This window comes from Streptomyces roseirectus, assembly GCF_014489635.1.
GTDB lineage: Bacteria > Actinomycetota > Actinomycetes > Streptomycetales > Streptomycetaceae > Streptomyces > Streptomyces roseirectus.
This window is the reverse complement of record NZ_CP060828.1, coordinates 2,728,790-2,752,589: the sequence shown is the minus strand read 5'-3', so window position 1 is coordinate 2,752,589 and position 23,800 is coordinate 2,728,790. Positions and strand designations below refer to the sequence as shown.

18 protein-coding genes are annotated in these 23,800 nt (G+C 71.7%); 13 read left to right on the top strand and 5 right to left on the bottom strand.

Going from position 1 to position 23,800, the window contains the following annotated elements:
• Positions 1-93 precede the first annotated feature (93 nt).
• Positions 94-1,803: a DAK2 domain-containing protein gene (locus IAG44_RS11185; protein ID WP_187746989.1), complete on the top strand. Its 1,710-nt coding sequence runs from the start codon at positions 94-96 to the stop codon at positions 1,801-1,803.
• A 32-nt stretch (positions 1,804-1,835) separates the two neighbouring features.
• On the opposite strand, the gene IAG44_RS11180 is transcribed toward IAG44_RS11185, so the two are convergent.
• Both IAG44_RS11180 and IAG44_RS11175 read right to left on the bottom strand, forming a co-directional pair.
• Positions 1,836-4,766, bottom strand: a complete 2,931-nt coding sequence (locus tag IAG44_RS11180) for a tetratricopeptide repeat protein (RefSeq protein WP_187746988.1) — start codon at positions 4,764-4,766, stop codon at positions 1,836-1,838.
• Entirely contained in the window at positions 4,759-6,591 is a 1,833-nt protein-coding gene (locus IAG44_RS11175) for an HSP90 family protein (protein WP_187746987.1), read from the bottom strand. Before IAG44_RS11175 ends, IAG44_RS11180 begins: the two co-directional genes overlap by 8 nt.
• A 169-nt stretch (positions 6,592-6,760) precedes the next feature.
• Here IAG44_RS11175 and IAG44_RS11170 point away from each other — a divergent pair, with 169 nt between their 5' ends.
• The 8 genes from IAG44_RS11170 (at position 6,761) to mutM (ending at position 14,768) form a co-directional block, all read left to right on the top strand.
• Positions 6,761-9,733 carry a helicase-related protein gene (locus IAG44_RS11170; RefSeq protein ID WP_187746986.1) on the top strand — a complete coding sequence of 991 codons (2,973 nt, stop codon included), beginning with the start codon at positions 6,761-6,763 and terminating at the stop codon, positions 9,731-9,733.
• A gap of 10 nt (positions 9,734-9,743) precedes the next feature.
• Positions 9,744-10,376 (top strand): 16S rRNA (guanine(966)-N(2))-methyltransferase RsmD, encoded by a 633-nt coding sequence (gene rsmD / locus IAG44_RS11165; RefSeq protein ID WP_187746985.1) that lies wholly within the window; start codon positions 9,744-9,746, stop codon positions 10,374-10,376.
• A gap of 26 nt (positions 10,377-10,402) precedes the next feature.
• Positions 10,403-10,882: a pantetheine-phosphate adenylyltransferase gene (coaD, locus tag IAG44_RS11160; RefSeq protein ID WP_187752618.1), complete on the top strand. Its 480-nt coding sequence runs from the start codon at positions 10,403-10,405 to the stop codon at positions 10,880-10,882.
• Between the two features lie 64 nt (positions 10,883-10,946).
• Positions 10,947-12,026 (top strand): DivIVA domain-containing protein, encoded by a 1,080-nt coding sequence (locus IAG44_RS11155; protein WP_187746984.1) that lies wholly within the window; start codon positions 10,947-10,949, stop codon positions 12,024-12,026.
• Positions 12,027-12,190: 164 nt separating this feature from the next.
• Positions 12,191-12,838 carry a YceD family protein gene (locus IAG44_RS11150; protein WP_187746983.1) on the top strand — a complete coding sequence of 216 codons (648 nt, stop codon included), beginning with the start codon at positions 12,191-12,193 and terminating at the stop codon, positions 12,836-12,838.
• Positions 12,839-12,840: 2 nt separating this feature from the next.
• Positions 12,841-13,014 carry a 50S ribosomal protein L32 gene (gene rpmF / locus IAG44_RS11145; RefSeq protein WP_187746982.1) on the top strand — a complete coding sequence of 58 codons (174 nt, stop codon included), beginning with the start codon at positions 12,841-12,843 and terminating at the stop codon, positions 13,012-13,014.
• A 17-nt stretch (positions 13,015-13,031) separates the two neighbouring features.
• Positions 13,032-13,820 (top strand): ribonuclease III, encoded by a 789-nt coding sequence (rnc, locus tag IAG44_RS11140; RefSeq protein ID WP_187752617.1) that lies wholly within the window; start codon positions 13,032-13,034, stop codon positions 13,818-13,820.
• 90 nt (positions 13,821-13,910) lie between these two features.
• Positions 13,911-14,768: a bifunctional DNA-formamidopyrimidine glycosylase/DNA-(apurinic or apyrimidinic site) lyase gene (gene mutM / locus IAG44_RS11135; RefSeq protein ID WP_187746981.1), complete on the top strand. Its 858-nt coding sequence runs from the start codon at positions 13,911-13,913 to the stop codon at positions 14,766-14,768.
• A gap of 24 nt (positions 14,769-14,792) precedes the next feature.
• On the opposite strand, the gene IAG44_RS11130 is transcribed toward mutM, so the two are convergent.
• Together IAG44_RS11130 and IAG44_RS11125 are read right to left on the bottom strand one after the other, a co-directional pair.
• Complete coding sequence (locus IAG44_RS11130) at positions 14,793-15,191, bottom strand: winged helix-turn-helix transcriptional regulator (RefSeq protein WP_187746980.1); 399 nt, start codon at positions 15,189-15,191, stop codon at positions 14,793-14,795.
• An 85-nt stretch (positions 15,192-15,276) separates the two neighbouring features.
• On the bottom strand, positions 15,277-16,296 hold the full coding sequence (locus tag IAG44_RS11125; protein ID WP_187746979.1) for a CAP domain-containing protein: 1,020 nt from the start codon (positions 16,294-16,296) through the stop codon (positions 15,277-15,279).
• Between the two features lie 182 nt (positions 16,297-16,478).
• Between IAG44_RS11125 and IAG44_RS11120 the strand changes: the two genes are divergently transcribed.
• The 4 genes from IAG44_RS11120 (at position 16,479) to IAG44_RS11105 (ending at position 22,705) form a co-directional block, all read left to right on the top strand.
• On the top strand, positions 16,479-16,760 hold the full coding sequence (locus IAG44_RS11120; protein ID WP_187746978.1) for an acylphosphatase: 282 nt from the start codon (positions 16,479-16,481) through the stop codon (positions 16,758-16,760).
• A gap of 367 nt (positions 16,761-17,127) precedes the next feature.
• Complete coding sequence (locus IAG44_RS11115) at positions 17,128-17,331, top strand: hypothetical protein (protein ID WP_187746977.1); 204 nt, start codon at positions 17,128-17,130, stop codon at positions 17,329-17,331.
• A gap of 182 nt (positions 17,332-17,513) precedes the next feature.
• On the top strand, positions 17,514-21,077 hold the full coding sequence (gene smc, locus IAG44_RS11110) for a chromosome segregation protein SMC (protein ID WP_187746976.1): 3,564 nt from the start codon (positions 17,514-17,516) through the stop codon (positions 21,075-21,077).
• Positions 21,078-21,289: 212 nt separating this feature from the next.
• A complete protein-coding gene (locus tag IAG44_RS11105) occupies positions 21,290-22,705 on the top strand; it encodes a sugar porter family MFS transporter (RefSeq protein ID WP_187746975.1) in 1,416 nt (471 codons plus the stop codon).
• Between the two features lie 108 nt (positions 22,706-22,813).
• Here IAG44_RS11105 and IAG44_RS11100 read toward each other — a convergent pair whose 3' ends face one another.
• Complete coding sequence (locus tag IAG44_RS11100) at positions 22,814-23,785, bottom strand: LLM class flavin-dependent oxidoreductase (protein ID WP_187746974.1); 972 nt, start codon at positions 23,783-23,785, stop codon at positions 22,814-22,816.
• Positions 23,786-23,800 lie beyond the last annotated feature (15 nt).

Sequence of the window (23,800 nt, the reverse complement as noted above, 5' to 3'; positions counted from 1 at the left end):
CAACCGGAGCAGCATACAACGACCGCTCCCGTTGAACGAAACTACCACGATCGGTCTACGCTGCGTCCAATCCAGCAGCTCAGGGAGGCGCAGGTGGCGCAGGTGCCGCAGACATTCCTCGATGCTCTCGCGGTGCGCACCTGGTGCGGCCTCGCGCTGCGCGCCCTCGGCGGGGCCCGCGAGGAGATCGACGCGATCAACGTCTACCCGGTCGCGGACGGGGACACCGGCACCAACCTGTACCTGACGGCCGAGTCCGCGGCGACCGCCGTGGAGGCCGTGTTCGCCGCCCACGAGGCGGGCCCCGGGGCGTCGTCCGGGGGAGTGCCCTCGCTGGCCGACGCCGCGCACGCCATGGCCCACGGCGCCCTCATAGGCGCGCGCGGGAACTCCGGGACGATCCTCGCCCAGCTCCTGCGCGGCATGTCCCAGGTCCTCGCCGCCGACAGTGACGCCTCTCACACGGACGGCCCCGGCCTCGGCCTCGCCCTGCGCCGCGCCGCCGACTCCGCCCGCCAGGCCGTCGCCCACCCCGTCGAGGGCACCGTCCTGTCCGTCGCCACGGCTGCCGCCGACGCCGCCCAGGAAACGGCCCGGGACACCGCCGGGGACTGCGCCTCCGTCGCCCGAGCGGCCTACCGGGGCGCCTGTACGGCGCTGGCGGCCACGCCGGGCCAGCTCGCCGTCCTGCGGGACGCCGGGGTCGTCGACGCGGGCGGCAGGGGGCTCGTGGCGGTGCTGGGGGCGCTCGTGGAGACGTTCACCGGGGAGGCACCGGCGCCCACGCGCGTGCGGGGCGGGGCGGGGAGCGTGACGAGCGTCGGGCTCGGGGTTCCCGCGCGTGTGGAGGCGGAGGCGGGGTGCGCGGAGGGGGCCGAGGGGCCCGCGTTCGAGGTGATCTACCTCCTGGAGGCCGACGACACCGCCGTGGCCCGCCTCAGGACCCGCCTGGACGCGCTGGGCGACTCCCTGGTCGTCGTCGGCGGCGACGGGCTGTGGAACGTCCACGTGCACGTGGACGACGCCGGGGCCGCCGTCGAGGCCGGCGTTGAGGCCGGGCGGCCCTACCGGATCCGGATCACGCACTTCGGCGCCGGGGACGCGCACACCGCGCGCGGGGAGCGGGCGCCGCGCGAACGCGTCCAGCGCGCGGTCGTCGCCGTCGTCCCCGGCGAGGGGCTGGCCGGGCTGTACGCGCAGGCGGGCGCGACGACCGTCCTGGCGCGGCCGGGGGAGCCGCCGGCCAGCGGCGAGCTGGTCGAGGCCGTCCGGCGCGCCCACGCGCGCGAGGTGGTCCTGCTGCCCAACGACGCCGACCTGCGCCACACGGCCGCCGCGGCGGCGGAGCAGTCCCGCACGGAGGGCATCCGGGTCGCCCTCATCCCGACCCGCTCGGCGGTCCAGGGCATCGCCGCCCTCGCCGTCCACGAACCCGACCGCCGCTTCGACGAGGACGTCGTCGCCATGACCTCCGCGGCCGGCGCCACCCGCTACGCCGAGGTCACCGTCGCCGAGCGCCAGTCCTGGACGATGGCCGGCATCTGCCAGGCCGGCGACGTCCTCGGCCTGGTGGACGGCGACGTCGCGGTGATCGGCGCCGACGTCACCGACACGGCCCGCAAGGTCCTCGACCGGATGCTCTCGGCGGGCGGCGAACTCGTCACCCTGGTCCTGGGCGACGACGCCCCCGAGAGCATCGCCGGGGACCTGGAGGCACGCGTGCGGGAGGCGTACCTGGCGGTCGACACGGTGGTGTACCGGGGTGGCCGCCAGGGGGCGCTGCTGCTGATCGGCGTCGAGTAGACGCCGGAGTCTCGGCGCGTGCGTGGGTGCCCTCAGTTTCCTTCCTGCACCCCCTGGAGCAACTGCTGCGCCTCCGTACGTCGCGACGCGGCCGTATCGTCGTCTCCTCGCGTCCCGTACGCGGCCAGCACTCCCCGCGCGCGGGCGGCGGCGGCCTCCGGGCGGCCCAGGTCGGCCTCCAGCCAGCCGGCGGCCAGCTCGGCGGAGGTGCGCGCGTGCAGGGCGTCGTCCGCGAGGGACGCGAAGACGGCGACCGCGTCGGACACCTGGGCGAGCGCGTCCTCCAGGGCCGCGCGGATCGAGTCGTCGTCGGCGTCCTCGGCGGCCGAGCGGGCCAGCAGGTCGCCGAACTGGCGGTGCGTGTGGCCCAGCTCGGCGACCAGCCGCTGCCGGGACTCCTCGTCGCCGGCCGCGTCCAGGGTGTCGGCGCACTCCGTGACCGCCGCCGCCATCAGCTCGCGCGCGCCCGCCACCCCGTCGTCCGTGCGCAGTGCCAGCCACGCGCGGGCGCGCAGGGAGCGCACCAGGCCGTGCACGTTGCCCAGGGAGCGCCACAGCTCACCCGCGCGCCGGTACGCCTGATCGGCCTCCGGGAGCAGGTCCGCCTGGCTCAGTGACTCCGCCGCCAGGTGCGCCAGCGTCGCGTGGTCGTGCTGCTCGGGCCAGTGCCGGGCGATCTCGGCGGCCTGGAGCCGGCGCTCCGCGGCCTCCCGGTGCTCGCCCAGCTCGCTCAGACAGTCCCCGAGCCACCACTTCGTCTGGACCACCGTCCCGTCGCCGTGCGTGTCGGCCGTCAGGTCCGCCAGCGCCGACTCCAGCACCTCGGCGGCCTCCGCCCACCGGCCCTGCCGGACCAGGTGCCCGCCGAGCTGATGCCGGGCCCAGGCGCCGAACGTCGGCCCCTCGCCCGCCTCGTCGGCCCAGTGCGCGGCCTCCAGGGCGTGCTCCGCGGCCTCCTCGGCGTCGCCCCGGCCCCCGACCACCTCCGCGAGCTGGAGGTGCAGCTGAGCCCGTCCCACGGCCTCCAGCACCGGCCCGCCGTGCTCCAGGGCCGCCCGCAGCGCCCGCTCGGCCTGCGTCATGTCACCGAGATGGTGCGCGAGCGACGCCAGCCGGGCCTCGTACTCCACCGCGAACCACGGCAGCCCCGCCGCCACGAACTCCGCCGACGCCCGCGCGAACAACTGCGCGGCCTCCTCGGGAGAGCCGCCCAGCGCCGCCAGCTCCGCGAGCATCGCGTGCGCCTCCGCCACGCGCGCGTGCAGCCGGACGTCGTCCCCGGTCCGGCCGCCGACCAGCGCCAGCACCTCGCGCACGGCCGCCTCGGCGAGCGGGAACGCCTCCTGCGCGTCCGCCTCGCTCTCGTGCGCCCACCGCATCAGGATCCGCGCCCGGCTCATCAGCACCCCGGCCGCCTGCCGCACCCCGGTGCCGTCCTCGGCATACAGGGCCAGCACCCGGTCGTAGGGCTCCTCGATCGCCGTCAGGGCCGCCTCGACGTCACCGCCCAGCGCGCGCACGTACGCGCCCCGCGCGCGGGACGCGAGGGATTCACCCAGGTCACCGGCGTCCGCGTACCAGCGGGCGGCCTCCTCGAAGAAGGCGAGCCCGTCCGGGCCGCCCGCCATGCCCTGGTGCTCGGCCAGCTCCGCGCGGTCCCGGGCCGTCAGCCCCTCGTCCCCGGTGGCCTCGACCGCCCGCCCTACCGCCGCCCACGCCTCGATGGCGTGCGGCTGGAGCGTGTCCGACTGCCGGCGGGCCTCCTCAAGGAGCGCGGCGAGACCCGGTTCACCGGCGGACGGCTCGGCCGCCACCCGGGGCGCCGGCACCGGGGCCGACACCGACGGGCGCGCCGCCCGCACCCCCAGTGGCAGCCGCTCGGCCAGCGGCTCCTGAGCCATCCGCGCGCGGGCCCGCTCGGTCACGTGCGCCGTCCCGTTGCGGGCGTCGAACTCGGCCGCCAGCCGCAACGCCTCCCCGCGCGCGTGCGCCCCCAGCTCCACCGCCGTCCACGAACGCCCCGCGGGACCCGGCACCGGCTGGCCGCCGAGCCCCAGCCCGGCCAGCCGCTCCATCAGCAGGGACACCACGCTCAGGAAGTCCAGCTTGCTGCGCGGATGGCCGTCGTCCGTGAAGTACGCCGGACGCTCCGCCAGCAGCTCCAGCGCGCGCGCCTCGTTGCCGGTCAGCGCGCAGAACTCCACATGGTCCGCGTACGCGCCCCGCATCGACTCCATGGAGCGCACCAGCCGGAAGCCCCGCAGATGGTTCGCCCGCGCCTCGTCAAGCCGCCCCAGCCGCAGCAGCGGCAGCAGGGACGACGCCAGCACCGTGTGCGGCTCGTGCGCGCACACGTACTCGCCCTCCAGGACCGGCGCCCACAGCCGCAGCGCTTCCTCGTCCTCGCCGCACTCCGCACGCCACCAGCCCTGCCCGTGCAGCTCGCACGCGTGGCAGTCGGCCATCTGGTCCCGGTCCGCCGCCATCCACGCCGTGAACGCCCGCCCCGCGCGCGCCAGATCACCCACGTGCGCGGCGACACTGAACTCCGCGCTGCGCACCGCCCGCTCCGAGTGCCCCGCCAGCCGGTAGCGGTGCTCCATCTCGCCGAGCCACTTCTCGATCGACGCCAGCGGGATGTGCGGCTGGTCCAGCATGCCCGCCGACATCCACTTGAAGACCCAGTGCAGCGAGTGCGCCTCGTACTCGTCGAAGTCCTCCGGACGCTCGTCCCACATGCGCAGCAGGCGCGCGAACGGGACGAACATCTTCGCCTTCTCGGAGCTGTAGTTGTAGACCTTCAGCTGATGCCCCAGCGCCTCGATCACCGCCAGCGGGATGTTCAGCCTCTCCGCCTGGACGAGCAGGTGCTCCGCACGCGCGTTGCGCGCCGGACCCTCCGGCTGCTCGCCGTTCTCCGCCATCGCCCGCCGCAGCGCGTCGAAGTCCCCGACCTCACTCATTGCCCGCCCCCTCACCATGAGTGGCCCACTCCAGCAGACCGATGAACGCCCGGTTCAGCAACGCCGAGTCGGCCGCCCGCAGCGGACGCTGCGCCATCAGCAGCGCCTGCCCGTACAACGACTCCGTCGCCGTGCCGATCAGCTCCGGATCCTTCAGCGAACTGATCCGCCGCACCAGCGCGTTGTGATGGTTGAGCACCAGCCGCGCGCGCGGAGCGCTGCCCCGCAGCGAACCCAGGATGCCCGCCCACAGGTCGTCCGCCTGTTCCTGCGCCTGCGCGCGCGCCTGCTCGTGCCGGGCCTGACGGTCGTCCAGGTGCAGCGCCGGCACCGACAGCGGGTGGAACGCCCGCAGGACCACGTCACAGCCCAGCGGGTCGAGCTTCGCGCGCGCGGCCGCCAGGAACGCCGACAGCGCCAGCTCCTCCGCCGCGTCCACGGCGTCCAGATGGGCCGTCACCGTGTCCGCGTCCAGCTCCGCGACCGACGTGCCCGCACGCACCGACGGCAGCGCCTCGACCAGCTCGCTGTCGTACGTGTAACCGCCGTTGACCACACCGATGCCCTGCGCCGAGGCGATCGGCGCGACCTGCCGGTACTCCTCCACCGTGCGCGTGAAGTGCACCACCGGGTGGCGCTGCGCGAACTCCTCCAGCGACAGCCGCCCGTCCGTCGTCTCGAACGGCAGCCACGGCAGCATCGTCCGCAGCATCTCCCGGTCGTGGCGCGCCAGGGACTTCACGCCCAGGTGATGCACCGCCAGGAACGCCGCCAGCCGCTCCGGATCGCCCGTCGCAAGGCCCGTCAGCCACGCCCGGATCCGCTCCCCGAGGGCGTCCCGGACGGCCGCCAGCGTCTCGTCCTCGTACAGAGACTCCCGCGACGCCGTGGGCCGCAGCGAGTCCGTGTCCAGGACACAGCGCACGAAGAACGCCCAGTCCGGCAGGAGCTGTTCGGCCCGCTCGGTCAGCAGCATGCCTTTCAGGTGCACCCGGTGCGTCGCCCGCTGCGCCGGGGACACCGCCGCCGGCAGCACGTACGCCACCCCCCGGATCCCCGCCAGCGGCACCGACAGCTCGATCGAGTCCAGCGGCGTGAACCCGAACAGCTCGTGACAGTGCCGCGCCAGCGCCACCCGCCGGTTCGCCGGGGACGCGTACGCGCGGTCCCACGGCGCCGGCAGGTCCGTCACCGCCTCCTCGCCCACCCGCACGTCGTACGGCAGCAGCGAACCGAAGTCCTTCGCCAGCGCCAGCACCCGCGCCTCGGACAGCCACTCACCGGCCCCCGCGCGCGCCTGGAGGTACACCGTCGTGCCCGGCTCGGGGCGCGCCTCGTCCGGGAGCGCGCGCACGGAGTACGAGCCGTCGTCACGCGCCGTCCACTCCACCGGACGCGCCCCCGGCGTGCGCGCGCTCCGGGAGACCACGCGGATCCGCTCCGCGACCACGAAACAGGCCAGCAGACCGATCCCGAACTGCCCGAGGAAGTCCGACCGCGCCTCCTGCAGGCCCTCGGCACGCTTGGAACTGCGCCCGATCGTGGCCAGCAGACTGTGCACGTCGGACTCGGTCAGCCCGATGCCCGAGTCCTCCACGCGCAGCGCCGTGCCGTCCGCGAACAGCCGCACCCGCGCCGGGGCCCCGGGATCCTCCGCCCGCCGGGCGGTGATGGCGTCCACGGCGTTCTGCAGCAGTTCGCGCAGGTAGACCTTGGGACTGGAGTAGAGGTGATGGGAGAGCAGGTCCACCAGACCACGCAGGTCGACCTGGAACGTATGAGGTGACTGGGGTGCCTGGGATGACTGTGAGGTCTGGGAGTCCATCGTCGCAGCGCCGGTGGGGGGTGCTCGTCGGCGCGGGGTCGGGCGGTCCCGGAATGGGGCGGTGACCGCGGAGGGGATGGCGTGAGGCGGGTCATCCTAGGGCCGAAGCGGCGCGGCTGACCAGGGGTTTCAGGACATGTCTAGGGCATTGTCAGTGGTGTGGTGTGCAATGGATCTCGTGTCCGCGCTGGAAGAACCGCTCAAAAAACTGCTCGGCCCCGCCACCGCGAAGGTGATGGCCGAGAACCTCGGCCTGCACACGGTCGGTGACCTCCTCCATCACTATCCGCGCAGATACGAGGAGCGCGGCCAGCTCACGCACCTCGCCGACCTGCCCATGGACGAGCACGTGACGGTGGTCGCGATGGTCGCCGACGCCCGGCTGCACACGTTCGCTTCCTCCAAAGCGCCGCGCGGCAAGGGACAGCGACTGGAAGTCACCATCACCGACGGCAGCGGCCGTCTCCAGCTCGTCTTCTTCGGCAACGGCGTGCACAAACCCCACAAGGACCTCCTCCCCGGCACCCGCGCGATGTTCGCCGGCAAGGTCTCCGTCTTCAACCGCCGGCTCCAGCTCGCCCATCCTGCTTACCAGCTCCTGACGGGCGACGACACCGAAGCCGGGGAATCGGTCGAGAACTGGGCGGGCGCCCTGATCCCGCTCTACCCCGCCACCGCGAAACTGGAGTCCTGGAAACTCGCCAAGGCGATCCAGACGGTCCTGCCCGCCGCCCAGGAGGCCCTGGACCCCCTCCCGCCCGCCCTGCGCGAGGGCCGCTCCCTCGTCTCCCTCCCCGAAGCCCTCCTCAAGATCCACCGCCCGCACACCAAGTCCGACATCGCCGAGGCCCGCGCCCGCCTCAAGTGGGACGAGGCGTTCGTCCTCCAGGTCGCCCTCGCCCGCCGGCGCCACGCCGACACCCAACTCCCCGCCGTCCCCCGCGTCCCGTCGCCGGACGGCCTCCTCACCGCCTTCGACGACCGCCTCCCCTTCACCCTCACCGACGGCCAGCGGAAGGTCTCCCGGGAGATCTTCGACGACCTCGCCACCAGCCACCCGATGCACCGCCTCCTCCAGGGCGAGGTCGGTTCGGGCAAGGCCCAGCCGCTGGACTCGCTGGTCCTGACACCCGCCGGATTCCGGCCCATGGGCGCCATCCGGCGCGGCGACGAGGTGATCGTCCCCGCAGGGGAGACCGCCGTCGTCGACGGGGTCTACCCCCAGGGCGAACGGGACGTGTGGCGCCTCGTCCTCTGCGACGGCAGCACCGTCGAGTGCGACGACGAACACCTGTGGATCGTCGGCACCGGCCGCGCGTGGCACCGGGGCGAGGAACCCGAGGTGATGACCACACGCGAGATCCGCGCGGACCTGCGCGAGGCCGACGGCTCGCCCAAGTGGCACCTCCCCACCGCGACCCCGGTGGACCTCGGGGGAGACGCCCCGCTGCCGAGCGACCCCCACCAGCTCGGGCTGCGACTGCGGGAGACCGCCTCCCCCGGCGCGTCCGTCCCCGAGGAACTGTCCGTCCCCGAGGAATTCAAGAACACCTCGGTCAAGAACCGCCTCGCCCTGCTCCAGGGGCTCCTGGACACGGGGGACGGGCGCGACACCTCGTTCCGCTCCGCGTCGGCCACGCTCGCGGACGACGTCGCCTGGCTCGTGAGGTCACTCGGCGGCACGGCCCGCGTGACCCCCCAGCACGCCGCCTTCGACGTCTCGGTGACGCTCCCCGGCACCTTCCCGCCGCCGCGGCGAAGCATCCGCGCCGTCGAGCACGTGGGACGCAAACCCGTCCAGTGCATCAGCGTCGCCCACCCGAGCCACGCCTACGTCACCGACCACTTCACCGTCACCCACAACACGATGGTCGCCCTGCGCGCCATGCTCGCCGTCGTCGACGCGGGCGGACAGGCCGCGATGCTCGCGCCCACCGAGGTACTGGCCCAGCAGCACCACCGGTCGGTCGTCGAGATGATGGGAGACCTGGCCGAGGGCGGGATGCTGGGCGGCTCGGAACGGGCGACGAAAGTCGTGGTGCTCACCGGCTCGATGGGCGCCGCCGCACGCCGGCAGGCGCTCCTCGACCTGGTCACCGGCGAGGCGGGCATCGTCATCGGCACGCACGCGCTGATCGAGGACAAGGTGCGGTTCCATGACCTGGGGCTGGTCGTCGTCGACGAACAGCACCGCTTCGGGGTCGAACAGCGCGACGCGCTGCGGAGCAAGGGCACCCAGCCGCCGCACCTGCTCGTCATGACGGCGACACCGATCCCCCGCACGGTCGCGATGACCGTCTTCGGCGACCTGGAGACGTCCGTCCTCGACCAGCTCCCGGCGGGCCGCTCCCCGATCGCCACCCATGTCGTCCCGGCCGCCGACAAACCCCACTTCCTCACCCGCGCGTGGGAACGCGTCCGCGAAGAGGTCGCCAAGGGCCACCAGGCGTACGTCGTCTGCCCCCGCATCGGCGACGAGGAGGACGACAAGAAGGCCGGCAAGAAGACCGCCGAGGACGCCGACAAACGCCCCCCGCTCGCCGTCCTGGACGTCGCCGACCAGCTCTCCAAGGGCCCGCTCCAGGGCCTGCGGGTCGAGGCCCTGCACGGCCGCATGCACCCCGACGACAAGGACGCGGTCATGCGCCGCTTCGCCGCCGGCGAGACCCACGTCCTTGTCGCCACGACCGTCATCGAGGTCGGCGTCAACGTCCCCAACGCCACCGCGATGGTCATCATGGACGCCGACCGCTTCGGCGTCTCCCAGCTCCACCAGCTCCGGGGCCGCGTCGGCCGGGGCTCCGCGCCGGGCCTCTGCCTCCTCGTCACGGACATGCCCGAGGCGAGCGCCGCCCGCCAGCGCCTCAACGCCGTCGCCTCGACCCTGGACGGCTTCGAGCTCTCCCGCATCGACCTCGAACAGCGCCGCGAGGGCGACGTCCTCGGCCAGGCCCAGTCCGGCGCGCGCTCCTCCCTGCGGGTCCTGGAGGTCATCGAGGACGAGGAGGTCATCGCGGAGGCGAGGGAGGAGGCGACGGCGGTCGTGGCGCGGGATCCCGAACTCACGGGGTACCCGGCCCTGCGAACGGCCCTGGACGCGCTGCTGGACAAGGAGAGGGAGCAGTACCTGGAGAAGGGCTGAGCCACACTGGATGCGCACACACCCCGCGACCAAGGACCTGAAGATGACGCGCGTGATCGCCGGAACAGCCGGCGGACGTCGACTGGCCGTACCCCCGGGAACCGGCACCCGCCCGACTTCCGACCGCGCACGCGAAGCCCTCATGTCCACCTGGGAAGCCCTCCTCGGCGGCCCCTTCAGGGACGAACGCGTTCTCGACCTCTACGCGGGCTCGGGCGCCGTCGGTCTCGAAGCCCTCTCCCGGGGCGCGGCCCACACCCTCCTCGTGGAAGCCGACCCCAAAGCGGTACGAACCATCCGCGAGAACGTCAGGAACCTCGCCCTCCCGGGCGCCGAGACGAGACAGGCCAAGGCCGAACAGCTCATCAGGACACCCCCGCCGGCGCCCTACGACATCGCCTTCCTCGACCCCCCCTACGCGGTCACAGATCACGATCTTCGCGAGATCCTGCTCACACTCCGCACGGAAAGCTGGCTCACGCAGGACGCGATCGTCACCGTGGAGCGCAGCACCAGAGGCGGCGAATTCCACTGGCCGGCGGGCTTCGAGCAGGTCAAGGCCCGCCGCTACGGCGAGGGAACGTTTTGGTACGGTCGCGCCGCCACGGGCGACAACGCCTCTACGTGCGAAGACGCACGATGACCGGACCGGAGAGCGAGGGATCACAAGTGCGCCGCGCCGTCTGTCCCGGGTCGTTCGACCCGATCACCAACGGACACCTCGACATCATCTCCCGCGCCTCCCGCCTCTACGACGAGGTGTACGTCGCGGTGATGATCAACAAGTCGAAGCAGGGCCTCTTCGAGGTCGACGAGCGGATCGACCTGATCCGCCAGGTCACCGCCGAGTACGGCAACGTACGCGTGGAGGCGTTCCACGGCCTGCTGGTCGACTTCTGCAAGCAGCGGGACATCCCGGCCATCGTCAAGGGCCTCAGAGCCGTCAGCGACTTCGACTACGAGCTCCAGATGGCGCAGATGAACATCGGCCTGTCCGGGGTGGAGACGCTGTTCGTGCCGACGAACCCGGAGTACAGCTTCCTCTCCTCCTCGCTCGTCAAGGAGGTCGCGACGTGGGGCGGCGACATCGCGCACCTGGTGCCGCCGGTCGTCCTGCAAGCCCTCAACAAGCGTCTGCGCAAGGACTGATGGGACAGGCGGCTACAGTCGCCTTGTCCGTCTCCAACACAGCGGTAGAGAGTGGCGAGCCTAGGTGGACGTACAGAAGAAGCTCGACGAGATCGTGGCGGCGGTGACCGGCGCGAGGTCGATGCCCATGTCGGCCTCGTGCGTGGTGAACCGCGCCGACCTGCTCGCCCTGCTGGAGGAGGTCAGGGCCGCGCTGCCCGACTCCCTCGCCCAGGCCCAGGAGCTGATCGGCGACCGTGACCAGATGGTCGAGCAGGCCCGCCAGGAGGCCGAGCGCATCATCACCGGCGCGCACGCCGAGCGCGGTTCGCTGATCTCCGGCACCGAGGTCGCCCGCCGCTCGCAGGCCGAGGCCGACCGCATCCTCGCGGAGGCCCGCAGGGAGGCCGAGGAGGTCCGCGCCGAGGCCGACGAGTACGTCGACTCCAAGCTCGCCAACTTCGAGGTCGTCCTCACCAAGACCCTCGGCTCGGTCGGCCGCGGCCGCGAGAAGCTGCTCGGCACCGGCCCCGGCCTCGACGAGAACGGCTACGAGGACGAGGACGCCCCCGAGCGCAGCCACGACCCCGAGACCCTGCGCAAGAACGCCGACGCCTACGTCGACGTCAAGCTCGGCGCCTTCGAGGCCGTCCTCGCCAAGACGCTGGAGGCCGTCGGCCGGGGCCGCGACAAGCTGCACGGCCGCATCGCCACCGACGACCTCAGCGCCCTCGCCGACGACAACACGACCTACCAGCACTCCTCGGACGCCGACTACCTCGCCGACCTCGCGGCCCTCGCCGACCGCGAGGAGACCTCCCGCACCGGCTCCACCCCGATCCCGGCCCAGGCCGCGGCCCCGGCCGGACAGCCCGCCGTCCAGCCCTACGAACAGCAGCCCGCCTACGGCTACCAGGACGGCTACGGCGGCTACGACCAGACGTACGCGCAGCCGGACCCGTACGCCTACCAGCAGGCCGACCCGTACGCGGCGAGCGCCTACCAGGGCTACGACCAGCAGCAGGCGTACGAGACCCAGCAGCCCCAGCAGCCGCACGAGCAGCACGCCCAGCAGTCCTACGCACTCGACGAGACCAGCCTCTTCGACACCGGCATGATCACGCCGGAGCAGCTGCGGGCGTACGAACAGGGGCGCGGCCTGTAACCCGCGCGCCCGCTCACCCGGACGGCCCACGCGAACCCGGATTGGGCTGTGGGCGAAAGCTCCAGTATCCTGGCTCTTCGGTCGCGTGTACGTCCGCGATCAACGCTGCCCCGGAGCACCGACGGGCGGCGTTCCCTTCAGCTCGGAAGAGATCGAAACCAGGAATGGCCGCCAACGCCCGCCTCGACCACCGCAACCCTCTCGTGTTCGACACACACGAGCTGGGCCGGCGTCCTGGCGCGCTCCAGCGCCTGACCCGTGAGATCGACGCCCCCAAGGATCTGGGCATCCAAGGAGTCGTCGGAGTGCCGGAAGGCGCCCCGGTGGAGCTGGAACTCCGGCTGGAGTCGGTCATGGAAGGGGTGCTTGTCACAGGCACCGCCCGTGCACAGGCCGAAGGGGAGTGCGTAAGGTGTCTGGAGCCGGTCGAGCTGGAGCTCGACGCGGACTTCCAGGAGATGTTCTCGTACCCTGACGCCGATGAGCGGGGCCGCCCGAAGAAGGCGGAACCCGACGACGACGCCGAGGACGACGAGGACAGGCTCTTCATCGAGGACGGCCTGTTCGACCTCGAACCAGTGCTGCGTGACGCGGTGGTGCTCGCACTGCCGATGCAGCCGGTGTGCCAGGAAGACTGCCAGGGCCTGTGCTCCGAGTGCGGAGTACGGCTCACGGACGAACCCGGCCACCACCATGACGCCGTCGACATCCGTTGGGCGGCATTGCAGGGACTCGCTGTATCCAGCAAGGACAGCGAGAAGGACGAGATCAGCGGCGCTGAAACCGGCGTCGACGAGAAGCAGGAGAAGTAGCCGTGGCTGTTCCGAAGCGGAAGATGTCGCGCAGCAACACGCGCCACCGCCGGTCGCAGTGGAAGGCTGCGGTCCCCACCCTGGTTGCGTGCGAGCGCTGCCACGAGTCCAAGCTGCAGCACATCGCGTGCCCGTCTTGCGGCACCTACAACAAGCGCCAGGTCCTCGAAGTCTGAGGCTGGTGAGAGGCACTGTGTCCACGCCGAAGAAAAACTCTGCGGAGACCACGGCCTCGTCCCACACGCTTCTGGAAGGGCGGCTCGGCTACCACGTCGAGTCCGCCCTTCTGGTGCGTGCGCTGACGCACCGTTCCTACGCGTACGAGAACGGCGGTCTGCCGACGAACGAGCGGCTGGAGTTCCTGGGGGACTCCGTGCTCGGCCTCGTCGTCACCGACACGCTCTACACGACCCACCCCGACCTGCCGGAGGGCCAGCTGGCCAAGCTCCGGGCGGCGGTGGTCAACTCGCGCGCACTGGCGGAAGTCGGTCGTGGCCTCGACCTCGGCTCCTTCATCCGGCTCGGCCGGGGTGAAGAGGGCACGGGCGGCCGGGACAAGGCGTCCATCCTCGCCGACACCCTTGAAGCGGTGATCGGCGCGGTCTATCTCGACCAGGGCCTCGACGCGGCCTCCGAACTGGTGCACCGCCTGTTCGACCCGCTGATCGAGAAGTCCTCCAACCTGGGCGCGGGCCTGGACTGGAAGACGTCGCTCCAGGAGCTGACCGCGACCGAAGGGCTCGGGGTCCCCGAGTACCTGGTCACGGAGACCGGCCCCGACCACGAGAAGACCTTCACTGCTGCCGCCCGCGTCGGAGGCGTCTCGTACGGCACCGGCACCGGCCGCAGCAAGAAGGAGGCGGAGCAGCAAGCCGCCGAGTCCGCGTGGCGCGCGATCCGCGCCGCGGCGGACGAACGGATCAAACAGGAAGAGGCGGCGGCTGCCGAAGCCACCGCCGACGCCGAGTCCGCCTCCGCATAAGACCGGCCCCTGCCGGTCGGCCTGAGAACAACCGACCGAGCGCCCGCCCCGACCCGGGGTGGGCGCTCGGCTCACTTCCGGGGGAGTGCCATGCCCGAGTTGCCCGAGGTCGAGGTCGTCCGCCGGGGTCTGGAGCGCTGGGTCGCCGGCCGTACGGTCGCCGACGCGGAGGTCCTGCACCCCAGGGCGGTCCGCCGTCATCTCGCGGGCGCCGACGACTTCGTCCACCGCCTCAAGGGCCACCGGATCGGCACGCCGGCCCGCCGCGGCAAGTACCTGTGGCTGCCGCTCGCCGACAGCGGCCAGGCGATCCTCGCCCACCTCGGCATGAGCGGCCAGCTCCTGGTCCAGCCGCCGGACGCGGCCGACGAGAAGCACCTGCGCATCCGGATCCGGTTCGCGGACGACGTACGCACGGAACTCCGCTTCGTCGACCAGCGCACCTTCGGCGGCCTCTCCCTCCACGACACGACGGACGACGGCCTCCCGGACGTCATCGGCCATATCGCCCGCGATCCCCTGGACCCCCTCTTCGACGACGAGGCGTTCCACCAGGCCCTGCGCCGCAAGCGCACCACCATCAAACGGGCGCTGCTGGACCAGTCCCTGATCAGCGGCGTCGGCAACATCTACGCCGACGAAGCGCTCTGGCGCAGCCGCCTGCACTACGACCGCCCCACCACCGGCTTCACCCGCCCCCGCACCACCGAGCTCCTCGGCCACACCCGTGACGTGATGAACGCCGCCCTCGCCGTCGGCGGCACCAGCTTCGACAGCCTCTACGTCAACGTCAACGGCGAGTCCGGCTACTTCGACCGCTCCCTCGACGCGTACGGCCGCGAGGGCGAGCCCTGCAAACGCTGCACGACCCCGATGGCCCGGCGCGCGTGGATGAACAGGTCGAGCTACTTCTGCCCGAAGTGCCAGCGGGCGCCGCGTATTTCGTAGGACGTGCTGCTTCCGCCCGAGCCGTCAGCGGCCGCCACGCGTCTCGTCGTAGCGGGCGCGGGCGGTCATCACCTCGTCCATGTGGCCCTCGACGAGGTGGATGAGGGCGAGGAGGTGTTCGGCGACCTGGCGGCCGAGGGGGGTCAGTTCGTAGTCGACGCGTGGGGGGTTGGTGGGCTGGGCCTCGCGGAGGATGAGGCCGTCGCGTTCCAGGGCGTGCAGGGTTTGGGAGAGCATTTTCTCGCTGACGCCGTCGACTCGTCGGCGTAGTTCGTTGAACCTGAGGGAGCCCTCGTAGAGCGCCCCGAGGGTCAGGCCGCCCCAGCGTCCGGTGACGTGTTCGAGCGTCGTCCGGGAGGGACAGGCGCGGGCGAACACGCTGAACGGGAGATCTGGGGCGGGGGCCTCGGGGGTGGTGGTCATGGGGAAAGGGTAAGGGAAAACAGCGCTAACCGGCAGGTTGCACTTTCCGCTGGTTAGTGAACGGAGGGTTCCGGATGCGTACGGCTCAGTACCCGAAGTCCTGCGTCCACCACGGACCGCCCGAACCGAAGTGCACACCGACGCCCAGCGTCTTGAAGTCGCAGTTCAGGATGTTCGCCTTGTGGCCGGGGCTGTTCATCCACGCCTCCATCACGGAGGCCGCGTCCGCCTGCCCGCGGGCTATGTTCTCGCCGGCGAGGTCGCCGACCCCGGCCGCGGCGGCGCGGTCCCAGGGGGACTTGCCGTCCGGGTCGGTGTGGTCGAAGAAGCCGCGTGCGGCCATGTCCTCGCTGAACTTCCGCGCGAGATCCGCGAGCGCGCTGTTCGCCGCCAGGGGACTGCAGCCGACCTTCGCCCGCTCCTCGTTGACCAGCACCAGCACCTGAGCCGCCGCCTGCGCCTCCGACGACACGGCCGACGCCGCCTTCGCGCTCTCCGGCTTGCGCGGAGCGGGCACCTCGGCGGGCGCCTCCTTCTCCTTCACCGGCGCCTTCGACGGGCTGGCGGAAGGTTTCGCCTCGGCGGCCTTCTTCTCCGGCGCCTTCTTCACCGGGGGCGCCTGGGACGGCGTCGGCGAGGCGGACGGTGCCGCCGACGGCAGACCCGCGCCCGGCGCCGTCCCGCTCCCGCTGTCCGCCCGGCCCGACGCGCCGCCCTGCTCGGACGCCGCGTTGGTCGGCGCGTCCGAGACGCCCGCACGGTCCCCGGCGGTGTCGCTCGCGCTGTCCCCGCCGAGCTTGTAGCTCTCCAGCCCCGGGACCAGCCCCGAGGTGACGGCGACGGCCCCGAGCGCGACGGCCACGGAGGCGCCGAGCAGCCCCGTCCGCACCGGCTTCTTCTTACGGCGTCGGCGGGATCCGTCGGAGGTGAGCGGTGTGTCCGTCTCCGTCGCGTACAGGTACTCGGCGCTGCGCGCGTTGGCGTCCGCGTACGCCTCGGGGAGCGGGGTGCCCATACCGGGGGTGTGGCCCCCCGTTTCCTCCGCGTGGGGCTCGGTGCCGTGCGTATGGCCCGTCTCGGCGCCTGAGCGTCGGTGGCGTCCCATGGTCTGGCCTTCCTCGTCCTGCGGCGTCCTGAGCACTGCGGTCCCCGAGCCCTCTGGTCGCTGACTCCTCGCGGTCGCCCTGAATCACTCGATCGGGTGAGTTTGGTTCGGGTGGGGACGGTACCCCATGACGTCCGTGGAGGAAGTGTCCTGAGCGACATCCGTCCGGTTAGGTTGCGTTCATGAGTGAGGATGCACGACTGGTCGCCTGGGTCCGCGGACACGTACAGGGCGTGGGTTTCCGCTGGTTCACGCGGGCCAAGGCGCTGGAGATCGGCGGGCTGAGTGGTTTTGCTCTCAATTTGGCCGACGGACGCGTACAGGTCGTCGCCGAGGGGACCCGGGGCGACTGTGAAGGACTGCTGGACTGGCTGACCGGAGCCGACACGCCCGGCCGCGTGGACGGTGTCACCGAGATTTGGGACACACCCCGGGGCGGGTACGACGGCTTCGCGATCCGCTGAGCCCGGCGGGCACGGGCGCCGCGCGGAACCCGGCGACCGGTGGCCGTTCCACGAAAAGAAGCAGGTGGTTGCCAAGAAGGGCGCGCTCTGGCAGGCTCCCCGTCCAAGTGTGATCGCTACGCCCCCGGGCTCCGCGAGGCCCGCAGCACCGCCGCTCACCGCGGTGCGCGGCCCGGACGCCGCTCCGTACGGGGCGTGATCGTGTTGACCGTCAAACTTTTTGGTGAGACTCTGAGGGAACCCCGCGCACCTAGCTGTTTGGCATGGATGAACGGCAGCAACAACTAGATCCTGCCCAGGAGCGGGTGCGAATCCCTCACGACCCACACCGTTTCGGTCGGTCACTCAGTGTGGAGGACCATCAGTCATGGCAAAGGCGCTTCTCGGTTACGTCGGCGGCTCCGACCCGCGACTCCTCGCCGAGATGCGACGGCTCCAGCAGCGCGTCCAGGATCTGGAATCCGAGCTCGGACGGATCCAGGCCGAGAACGACGCGCTGACGGCTGCCGCTTCTCACGACAGGATCATGGAGAGCATCGACGCACACCAGCCGGAGCCTGCGCTCACCTGATCGCCGCAGCACCGCTCCACGGCACCGCTTGTGTTGTCAAAGATTTGCAAGGGACGCTTCGGCGTCCCTTCTTTTCTTTCCCCGCCCTCTTCTCCGCGCCCCTCCCCCTCTCCTTAACGTGTGGTGTGCCCTCCGCGTTCAACAGCGAAACCGTCGGGCCCTGACGGGTAAAGTCCGACGGCGTGCACCTCAAGGCCCTGACCCTGCGTGGGTTCAAGTCGTTCGCCTCCGCGACCACGCTCCGGTTCGAACCGGGGATCACCTGTGTCGTGGGGCCCAACGGGTCGGGCAAGTCCAACGTCGTCGACGCGCTGACCTGGGTCATGGGCGAGCACAGCGCGAAGTCGCTGCGCGGCGGCAAGATGGAGGACGTCATCTTCGCTGGCACCACCGGGCGCCCACCGCTCGGCCGCGCCGAGGTCTCCCTCACCATCGACAACTCCGACGGCGCCCTGCCCATCGAGTACGCCGAGGTCACGATCACCCGGATCATGTTCCGGGGCGGCTCCAGCGAGTACCAGATCAACGGCGACACCTGCCGCCTCCTCGACATCCAGGAACTCCTCAGCGACTCCGGCATCGGCCGCGAGATGCACGTCATCGTCGGCCAGGGCCAGCTCGACTCCGTCCTGCACGCCGACCCCATGGGCCGCCGCGCGTTCATCGAGGAGGCGGCCGGGGTCCTCAAGCACCGCAAGCGCAAGGAGAAGGCGCTGCGCAAGCTCGACGCGATGCAGGCCAACCTCTCCCGCGTCCAGGACCTCACCGACGAACTCCGCCGCCAGCTCAAGCCGCTCGGCCGCCAGGCCGCCGTCGCCCGCCGCGCGGCCGTCATCCAGGCCGACCTGCGCGACGCCCGGCTGCGGCTGCTCGCCGACGACCTCGTGCGCCTGCGCGCCGCCCTCCAGACCGAGATCGCCGACGAGGCCGCCCTCAAGGAACGCAAGGAAGCCGCCGAGCAGGACCTCAAGAAGGCCCTCCAGCGCGAGGCCCACCTGGAGGACGAGGTCCGCCGCCTCACCCCGCGCCTCCAGCGCGCCCAGCAGACCTGGTACGAACTCTCCCAGCTCGCCGAACGCGTCCGGGGCACCATCTCCCTCGCCGACGCCCGCGTGAAGAGCGCCACCTCCGCGCCCGCCGAGGAACGCCGGGGCCGCGACCCCGAGGACCTGGAACGCGAAGCGGCCCGGGTCCGGGAACAGGAAGCCGAACTGGAAGCCGCCCTCGACGCCGCCGAACGCGCTCTGGAGGACACGGTCGCCCACCGCGCCGACCTCGAACGCGAACTGGCCGCCGAGGAACGCCGCCTCCGGGACGCCGCCCGCGCCATCGCCGACCGCCGCGAGGGCCTGGCCCGCCTCTCCGGCCAGGTCAACGCGGCCCGCTCCCGCGCGAGTTCGGCCCAGTCCGAGATCGACCGCCTCACCGCGTCCCGCGACGAGGCGGTCGAGAGGGCAGCCACCGCTCAGGAGGAGTACGAGGCGCTGAAAGCGGAGGTGGACGGCCTCGACGCGGACGACGCCGAGCTGGCCGAGGCCCACGCGGCGGCGAAACGCGAACTCTCCGAGGCAGAGGCCGCGTTGAGCGCGGCGCGCGAGGCGGTCACGGTGGTCGAGCGCCGCCGGGCGGCGACGAAGGCGAGACACGAAGCGCTGTCGCTGGGGCTCCGCCGCAAGGACGGCACGGGGATACTGCTGGCGGCACAGGACAGGCTGACGGGTGTATTGGGGCCAGCGGCAGAGCTGTTGACGATCACACCGGGCTACGAGGTCGCACTGGCAGCGGCGTTCGGCGCGGCGGCGGACGCGGTGGCCGTGAGGGGGCCGGGGGCGGCGGCGGAGGCGATCAGGTTGCTGAGGAAGCAGGACGGAGGAAGGGCAACTCTTCTACTGGCGGGAGGAGAGGTTTTTAGGGGCGCGGGGAACTGCGCGAGCAACCACGATGCACCCGTACCCGCCAATGCTCCTCTCGCTGCCACCTTCGTCCGCGCCCCCTCCGACCTCCTCCCCGCAATCCACCACCTCCTCCACAACACCGTCGTAGTCGACACCCTCGACGCCGCCGAACAACTCATCCGCACCCACCCCCACTTGACCGCAGTCACCACCGAAGGCGACCTCCTCTCAGCCCACCTCGCCCACGGCGGCTCCGCCGGCGCCCCCAGCCTCCTCGAAGTCCAGGCATCCGTGGACGAAGCCGCAGCGGAGCTGGAAGAACTGGCCGCCACCTGCGAGGAGTTGACCGCACAACAGGAGGCCGCCCGGCAACACCGCACCGCATGCGCAGCCCGCCTCGAAGAAGTCGCCGACCGCCAACGCACCGCGACCAAGGAGAAGTCCACCGTCGCCCAGCAACTCGGCCGCCTGGCAGGCCAGTCGAGAGGCGCCGCAGGCGAGGCGGAACGCGCCACCGCGGCAGCGGCCCGCGCACAGGAAGCCCTCGACAAGGCGATGGAGGAAGTGGAGATCCTGGCCGAACGCCTAGCCGTCGCCGAGGAGTTGCCGGTGGAGGAGGAACCCGACACCGCCACCCGCGACCGCCTCGCAGCGGACGGCGCGAACGCGCGGCAGACGGAGATGGAGGCCCGCCTCCAGGCCCGCACGCACGAGGAACGCGTCAAGGCCCTTGCGGGCAGGGCGGATTCACTGGACCGCGCGGCGAGGGCGGAGCGCGACGCGAGGGCAAGGGCGGAGCAGCGCGAGCGCCGTCTGAAGTACGAGGCGGACGTCGCGGGCGCGGTGGCGTCCGGCGCGCGCCAACTCCTGGCCTGCGTGGAGGAGTCCGTCCGCGCGGCGGAGGCCGACCGCGCGGAGGCCGAGGCCGAGAAGGCGGCGCGGGAACAGGAGTTGGCGGCGGAGCGGACCGTCGGCCGGGAACTCAAGGGCGAGTTGGACAAGCTGACCGACTCCGTGCACCGGGGCGAGGTGCTGGGCGCCGAGAAGCGGATGCGGATCGAGCAGGTCGAGACGAAGGCGTTGGAGGAGCTGGGGGTGGAGCCGGCGGGCCTGGTCGAGGAGTACGGCCCCCATCAGCTCGTCCCCCCGTCGCCGTCGGTGGACGGTGAGGAGCCGGAGGAGGAGCCGCGGCCCGTTCCGTTCGTCCGTGCGGAGCAGGAGAAGCGGCTGAAGGCGGCCGAGCGGGCGTACCAGCAGCTCGGCAAGGTGAACCCGCTCGCCCTGGAGGAGTTCGCGGCGCTGGAGGAGCGTCACAAGTTCCTGAGCGAGCAGCTTGAGGACCTGAAGAAGACGCGCACGGACCTCCTCCAGGTCGTGAAGGAGGTGGACGAGCGCGTCGAGCAGGTGTTCAGCGAGGCGTACCGGGACACGGCGCGGGAGTTCGAGGGCGTCTTCGGCCGGCTGTTCCCCGGCGGTGAGGGCCGGCTGGTCTTGACGGACCCGGACAACATGCTGACGACGGGTGTGGACGTCGAGGCGCGCCCGCCCGGCAAGAAGGTGAAGCGGCTGTCGCTGCTGTCGGGCGGGGAGCGGTCGCTGACGGCCGTCGCCCTGCTGGTGTCGATCTTCAAGGCGCGGCCGAGCCCGTTCTACGTGATGGACGAGGTGGAGGCGGCGCTCGACGACACGAACCTCCAGCGGCTGATCCGGATCATGCAGGAGTTGCAGGAGTCGTCGCAGCTGATCGTCATCACGCACCAGAAGCGGACGATGGAGGTCGCCGACGCGCTGTACGGGGTGTCGATGCAGGGCGACGGGGTGTCGAAGGTGATCTCGCAGCGGCTGCGCTGAGCGTCTGCCCACTCCCTTGAGTTCAAAACTTGAACGTATTCCGTCCTCGGAGTGGCTTGTATCTCACATCCCCTGGTCTTGGAGTTCACAACTTGAAGGCATAGCCTCTGGGGCGTTGCTTTTCCCTTCAGGTGGTGGGCGGCGGCGTGCTGTGCGCCACTGGAAGGGCTGACCATGGCCGGCAGCGTTGCCGGTGGCCCGAGGAGTTGATCGTGACCAGCACAGCGCAGGCATCCACATCAGGAGCCAAGGCCCATCCCGATCATCTCGGGCATGTCATCTTCATCGCCGCCGCCGCGGCGATGGGCGGATTCCTCTTCGGCTACGACAGCTCCGTCATCAACGGCGCGGTCGAGGCGATCCGGGACCGCTACGACATCGGCTCCGCCGCACTCGCGCAGGTCATCGCCATCGCCCTGATCGGCTGTGCGATCGGCGCGGCCACGGCGGGGCGGATCGCCGACCGGATCGGGCGTATCCGGTGCATGCAGATCTCCGCCGTGCTGTTCACGGTCTCCGCCGTCGGCTCCGCGCTGCCGTTCGCGCTGTGGGACCTCGCGCTGTGGCGGGTCGTCGGCGGGTTCGCCATCGGCATGGCCTCCGTCATCGGTCCCGCCTACATCGCCGAGGTCGCGCCGCCCGCGTACCGGGGGCGCCTCGGGTCGTTCCAGCAGGCCGCGATCGTCATCGGCATCGCGATCTCGCAGCTCGTCAACTGGGGGCTGCTGAACGCGGCCGGCGGTGACCAGCGCGGGAAGCTGATGGGGCTCGAAGCGTGGCAGGTCATGCTGGGTGTGATGGTCGTGCCGGCGGTGCTGTACGGGCTGCTGTCCTTCGCGATTCCCGAGTCGCCGAGGTTCCTGCTGTCCGTGGGGAAGCGGGAGCGGGCGCGGGAGATCCTGGCCGAGGTCGAGGGGGAGAGCGCGGATCTCGACGCGCGGGTCGCCGAGATCGAGCACGCGATGCGCAGTGAGCACAAGTCGACGTTCAAGGACCTGCTCGGCGGGGGCTTCTTCTTCAAGCCGATCGTCTGGATCGGCATCGGGCTCTCGGTCTTCCAGCAGTTCGTCGGCATCAACGTCGCGTTCTACTACTCCTCGACGCTGTGGCAGTCCGTGGGCGTCGACCCGACCGACTCGTTCTTCTACTCCTTCACGACGTCGATCATCAACATCGTCGGCACCGTCATCGCGATGATCTTCGTCGACCGGGTCGGACGCAGGCCCCTCGCGCTCATCGGGTCCGTCGGCATGGTGATCGGTCTGGCGCTGGAGGCGTGGGCCTTCTCCTACGACCTCGTCGACGGCAAGCTGCCCACCGCGCAGGGCTGGACGGCCCTCGTCGCCGCCCACATCTTCGTCCTCTTCTTCGCGCTGTCCTGGGGCGTCGTCGTCTGGGTCTTCCTCGGCGAGATGTTCCCCAACCGCATCCGCGCCGCCGCGCTCGGTGTCGCCGCCTCCGCGCAGTGGATCGCCAACTGGGCCATCACCGCGAGCTTCCCGTCCCTCGCGGACTGGAACCTCTCCGCGACCTACGTCATCTACACCGTCTTCGCCGCCCTCTCCATCCCCTTCGTCCTCAAGTTCGTCAAGGAGACCAAGGGCAAGTCCCTGGAGGAGATGGGCTGACCCCCGATCCCGGGGAGAGGGGCCAAGACCCCGCTGCCCCTCTCCCCGAACACGACCGCCGCCCCCGGTTTCCCGGGGGCGGCGGATTCCGTGTGCGGGGGCGGGCTCTCAGGCACCTGCCTCCGGCAGCACCTGCTCCGCGAAGAGGCGCAGGCTGCGCCAGCCCTCCTCGATGGGCATGCCGCCGGCCAGGGGGTGGAGGACGAGGTTGTCGAGGCCCTGGGACAGGCACTCGGCCGGGGTGAGGACGCGGTAGACGCCCTCCGCGCGCAGGTCGTCGATCGTCGTCGCGGTCGAGTGGACGACCGAGTGGATGCCGGCCGACTGCCAGGAGGCGTACGTGCGGGCCTCGTGGAGGAAGTGGCGGCCGTGGGTGGCCCAGGTCTCGTCGGGGTTCTCGGAGAGGTGGAGGAGGGGGGTCTCGGCGGGTGGCATCAGGGTCCAGCCCTCGGTGCCGTACTCCGTCAGGCGGTCCTTGTAGTAGGTCTCCAGGTGCGGAAGGTGGGCGCTGGGGAAGAAGGGGAGGCCGAGACGGGCGGCCCGCCGGGCGGCGGCTTCCGAGGAGCCGCCCACCAGGAGGAGGGGATGCGGGGACGTCGCCGGGCGCGGGGTGACCCGTACCGTGCGGCCCCGGAACGTGAACGGCTCACCGGTCCACGCCTGGAGCAGGGTTTCGAGGAGTTCGTCCTGGAGCCGCCCCCGCCGCTCCCAGGCGACCCCCGCGCGGTCGTACTCGGCACGCCGGTAGCCGATCCCGACGACGGTCATCAGCCGGCCCCCGCTCAGCAGGTCAAGGACGGCGATGTCCTCCGCCAGCCGCAGCGGATCGTGCAGCGGACCGATCGCCGCCGACACCGTCACCGCCAGCCGCCGCGTCGCCCCCAGCACCGCCCCCGCGAACGTGAACGGCGACGGCAGCCAGTTGTTCTCGGCACCGTGGTGCTCCTCCGTCTGCACGGTCGTCACCCCGTGCCCGTCGGCGTACGCGGCCATCCGCAGCGCCGCCTGATAGCGGTCCGCCAGCTCACCCGGCGAGGCCCCGGGCGCGGCGAGGTTGAAACGGAGCACGGAGACGGGCATGGCGGCCCCTTCGTC

Excerpts from the sequence above, each read along its gene's own strand:
- IAG44_RS11150 (WP_187746983.1), top strand. The coding sequence starts at position 12,191 with ATGGCCGCCAACGCCCGCCTCGACCACCGCAACCCTCTCGTGTTCGAC.
- IAG44_RS11170 (WP_187746986.1), top strand. The coding sequence starts at position 6,761 with ATGGATCTCGTGTCCGCGCTGGAAGAACCGCTCAAAAAACTGCTCGGC.
- mutM (WP_187746981.1), top strand. The coding sequence starts at position 13,911 with ATGCCCGAGTTGCCCGAGGTCGAGGTCGTCCGCCGGGGTCTGGAGCGC.
- IAG44_RS11115 (WP_187746977.1), top strand. The coding sequence starts at position 17,128 with ATGGCAAAGGCGCTTCTCGGTTACGTCGGCGGCTCCGACCCGCGACTC.
- IAG44_RS11100 (WP_187746974.1), bottom strand. The coding sequence starts at position 23,785 with ATGCCCGTCTCCGTGCTCCGTTTCAACCTCGCCGCGCCCGGGGCCTCG.
- IAG44_RS11130 (WP_187746980.1), bottom strand. The coding sequence starts at position 15,191 with ATGACCACCACCCCCGAGGCCCCCGCCCCAGATCTCCCGTTCAGCGTG.
- IAG44_RS11175 (WP_187746987.1), bottom strand. The coding sequence starts at position 6,591 with ATGGACTCCCAGACCTCACAGTCATCCCAGGCACCCCAGTCACCTCAT.
- rsmD (WP_187746985.1), top strand. The coding sequence starts at position 9,744 with ATGCGCACACACCCCGCGACCAAGGACCTGAAGATGACGCGCGTGATC.
- IAG44_RS11125 (WP_187746979.1), bottom strand. The coding sequence starts at position 16,296 with ATGGGACGCCACCGACGCTCAGGCGCCGAGACGGGCCATACGCACGGC.
- IAG44_RS11120 (WP_187746978.1), top strand. The coding sequence starts at position 16,479 with ATGAGTGAGGATGCACGACTGGTCGCCTGGGTCCGCGGACACGTACAG.
- IAG44_RS11180 (WP_187746988.1), bottom strand. The coding sequence starts at position 4,766 with ATGAGTGAGGTCGGGGACTTCGACGCGCTGCGGCGGGCGATGGCGGAG.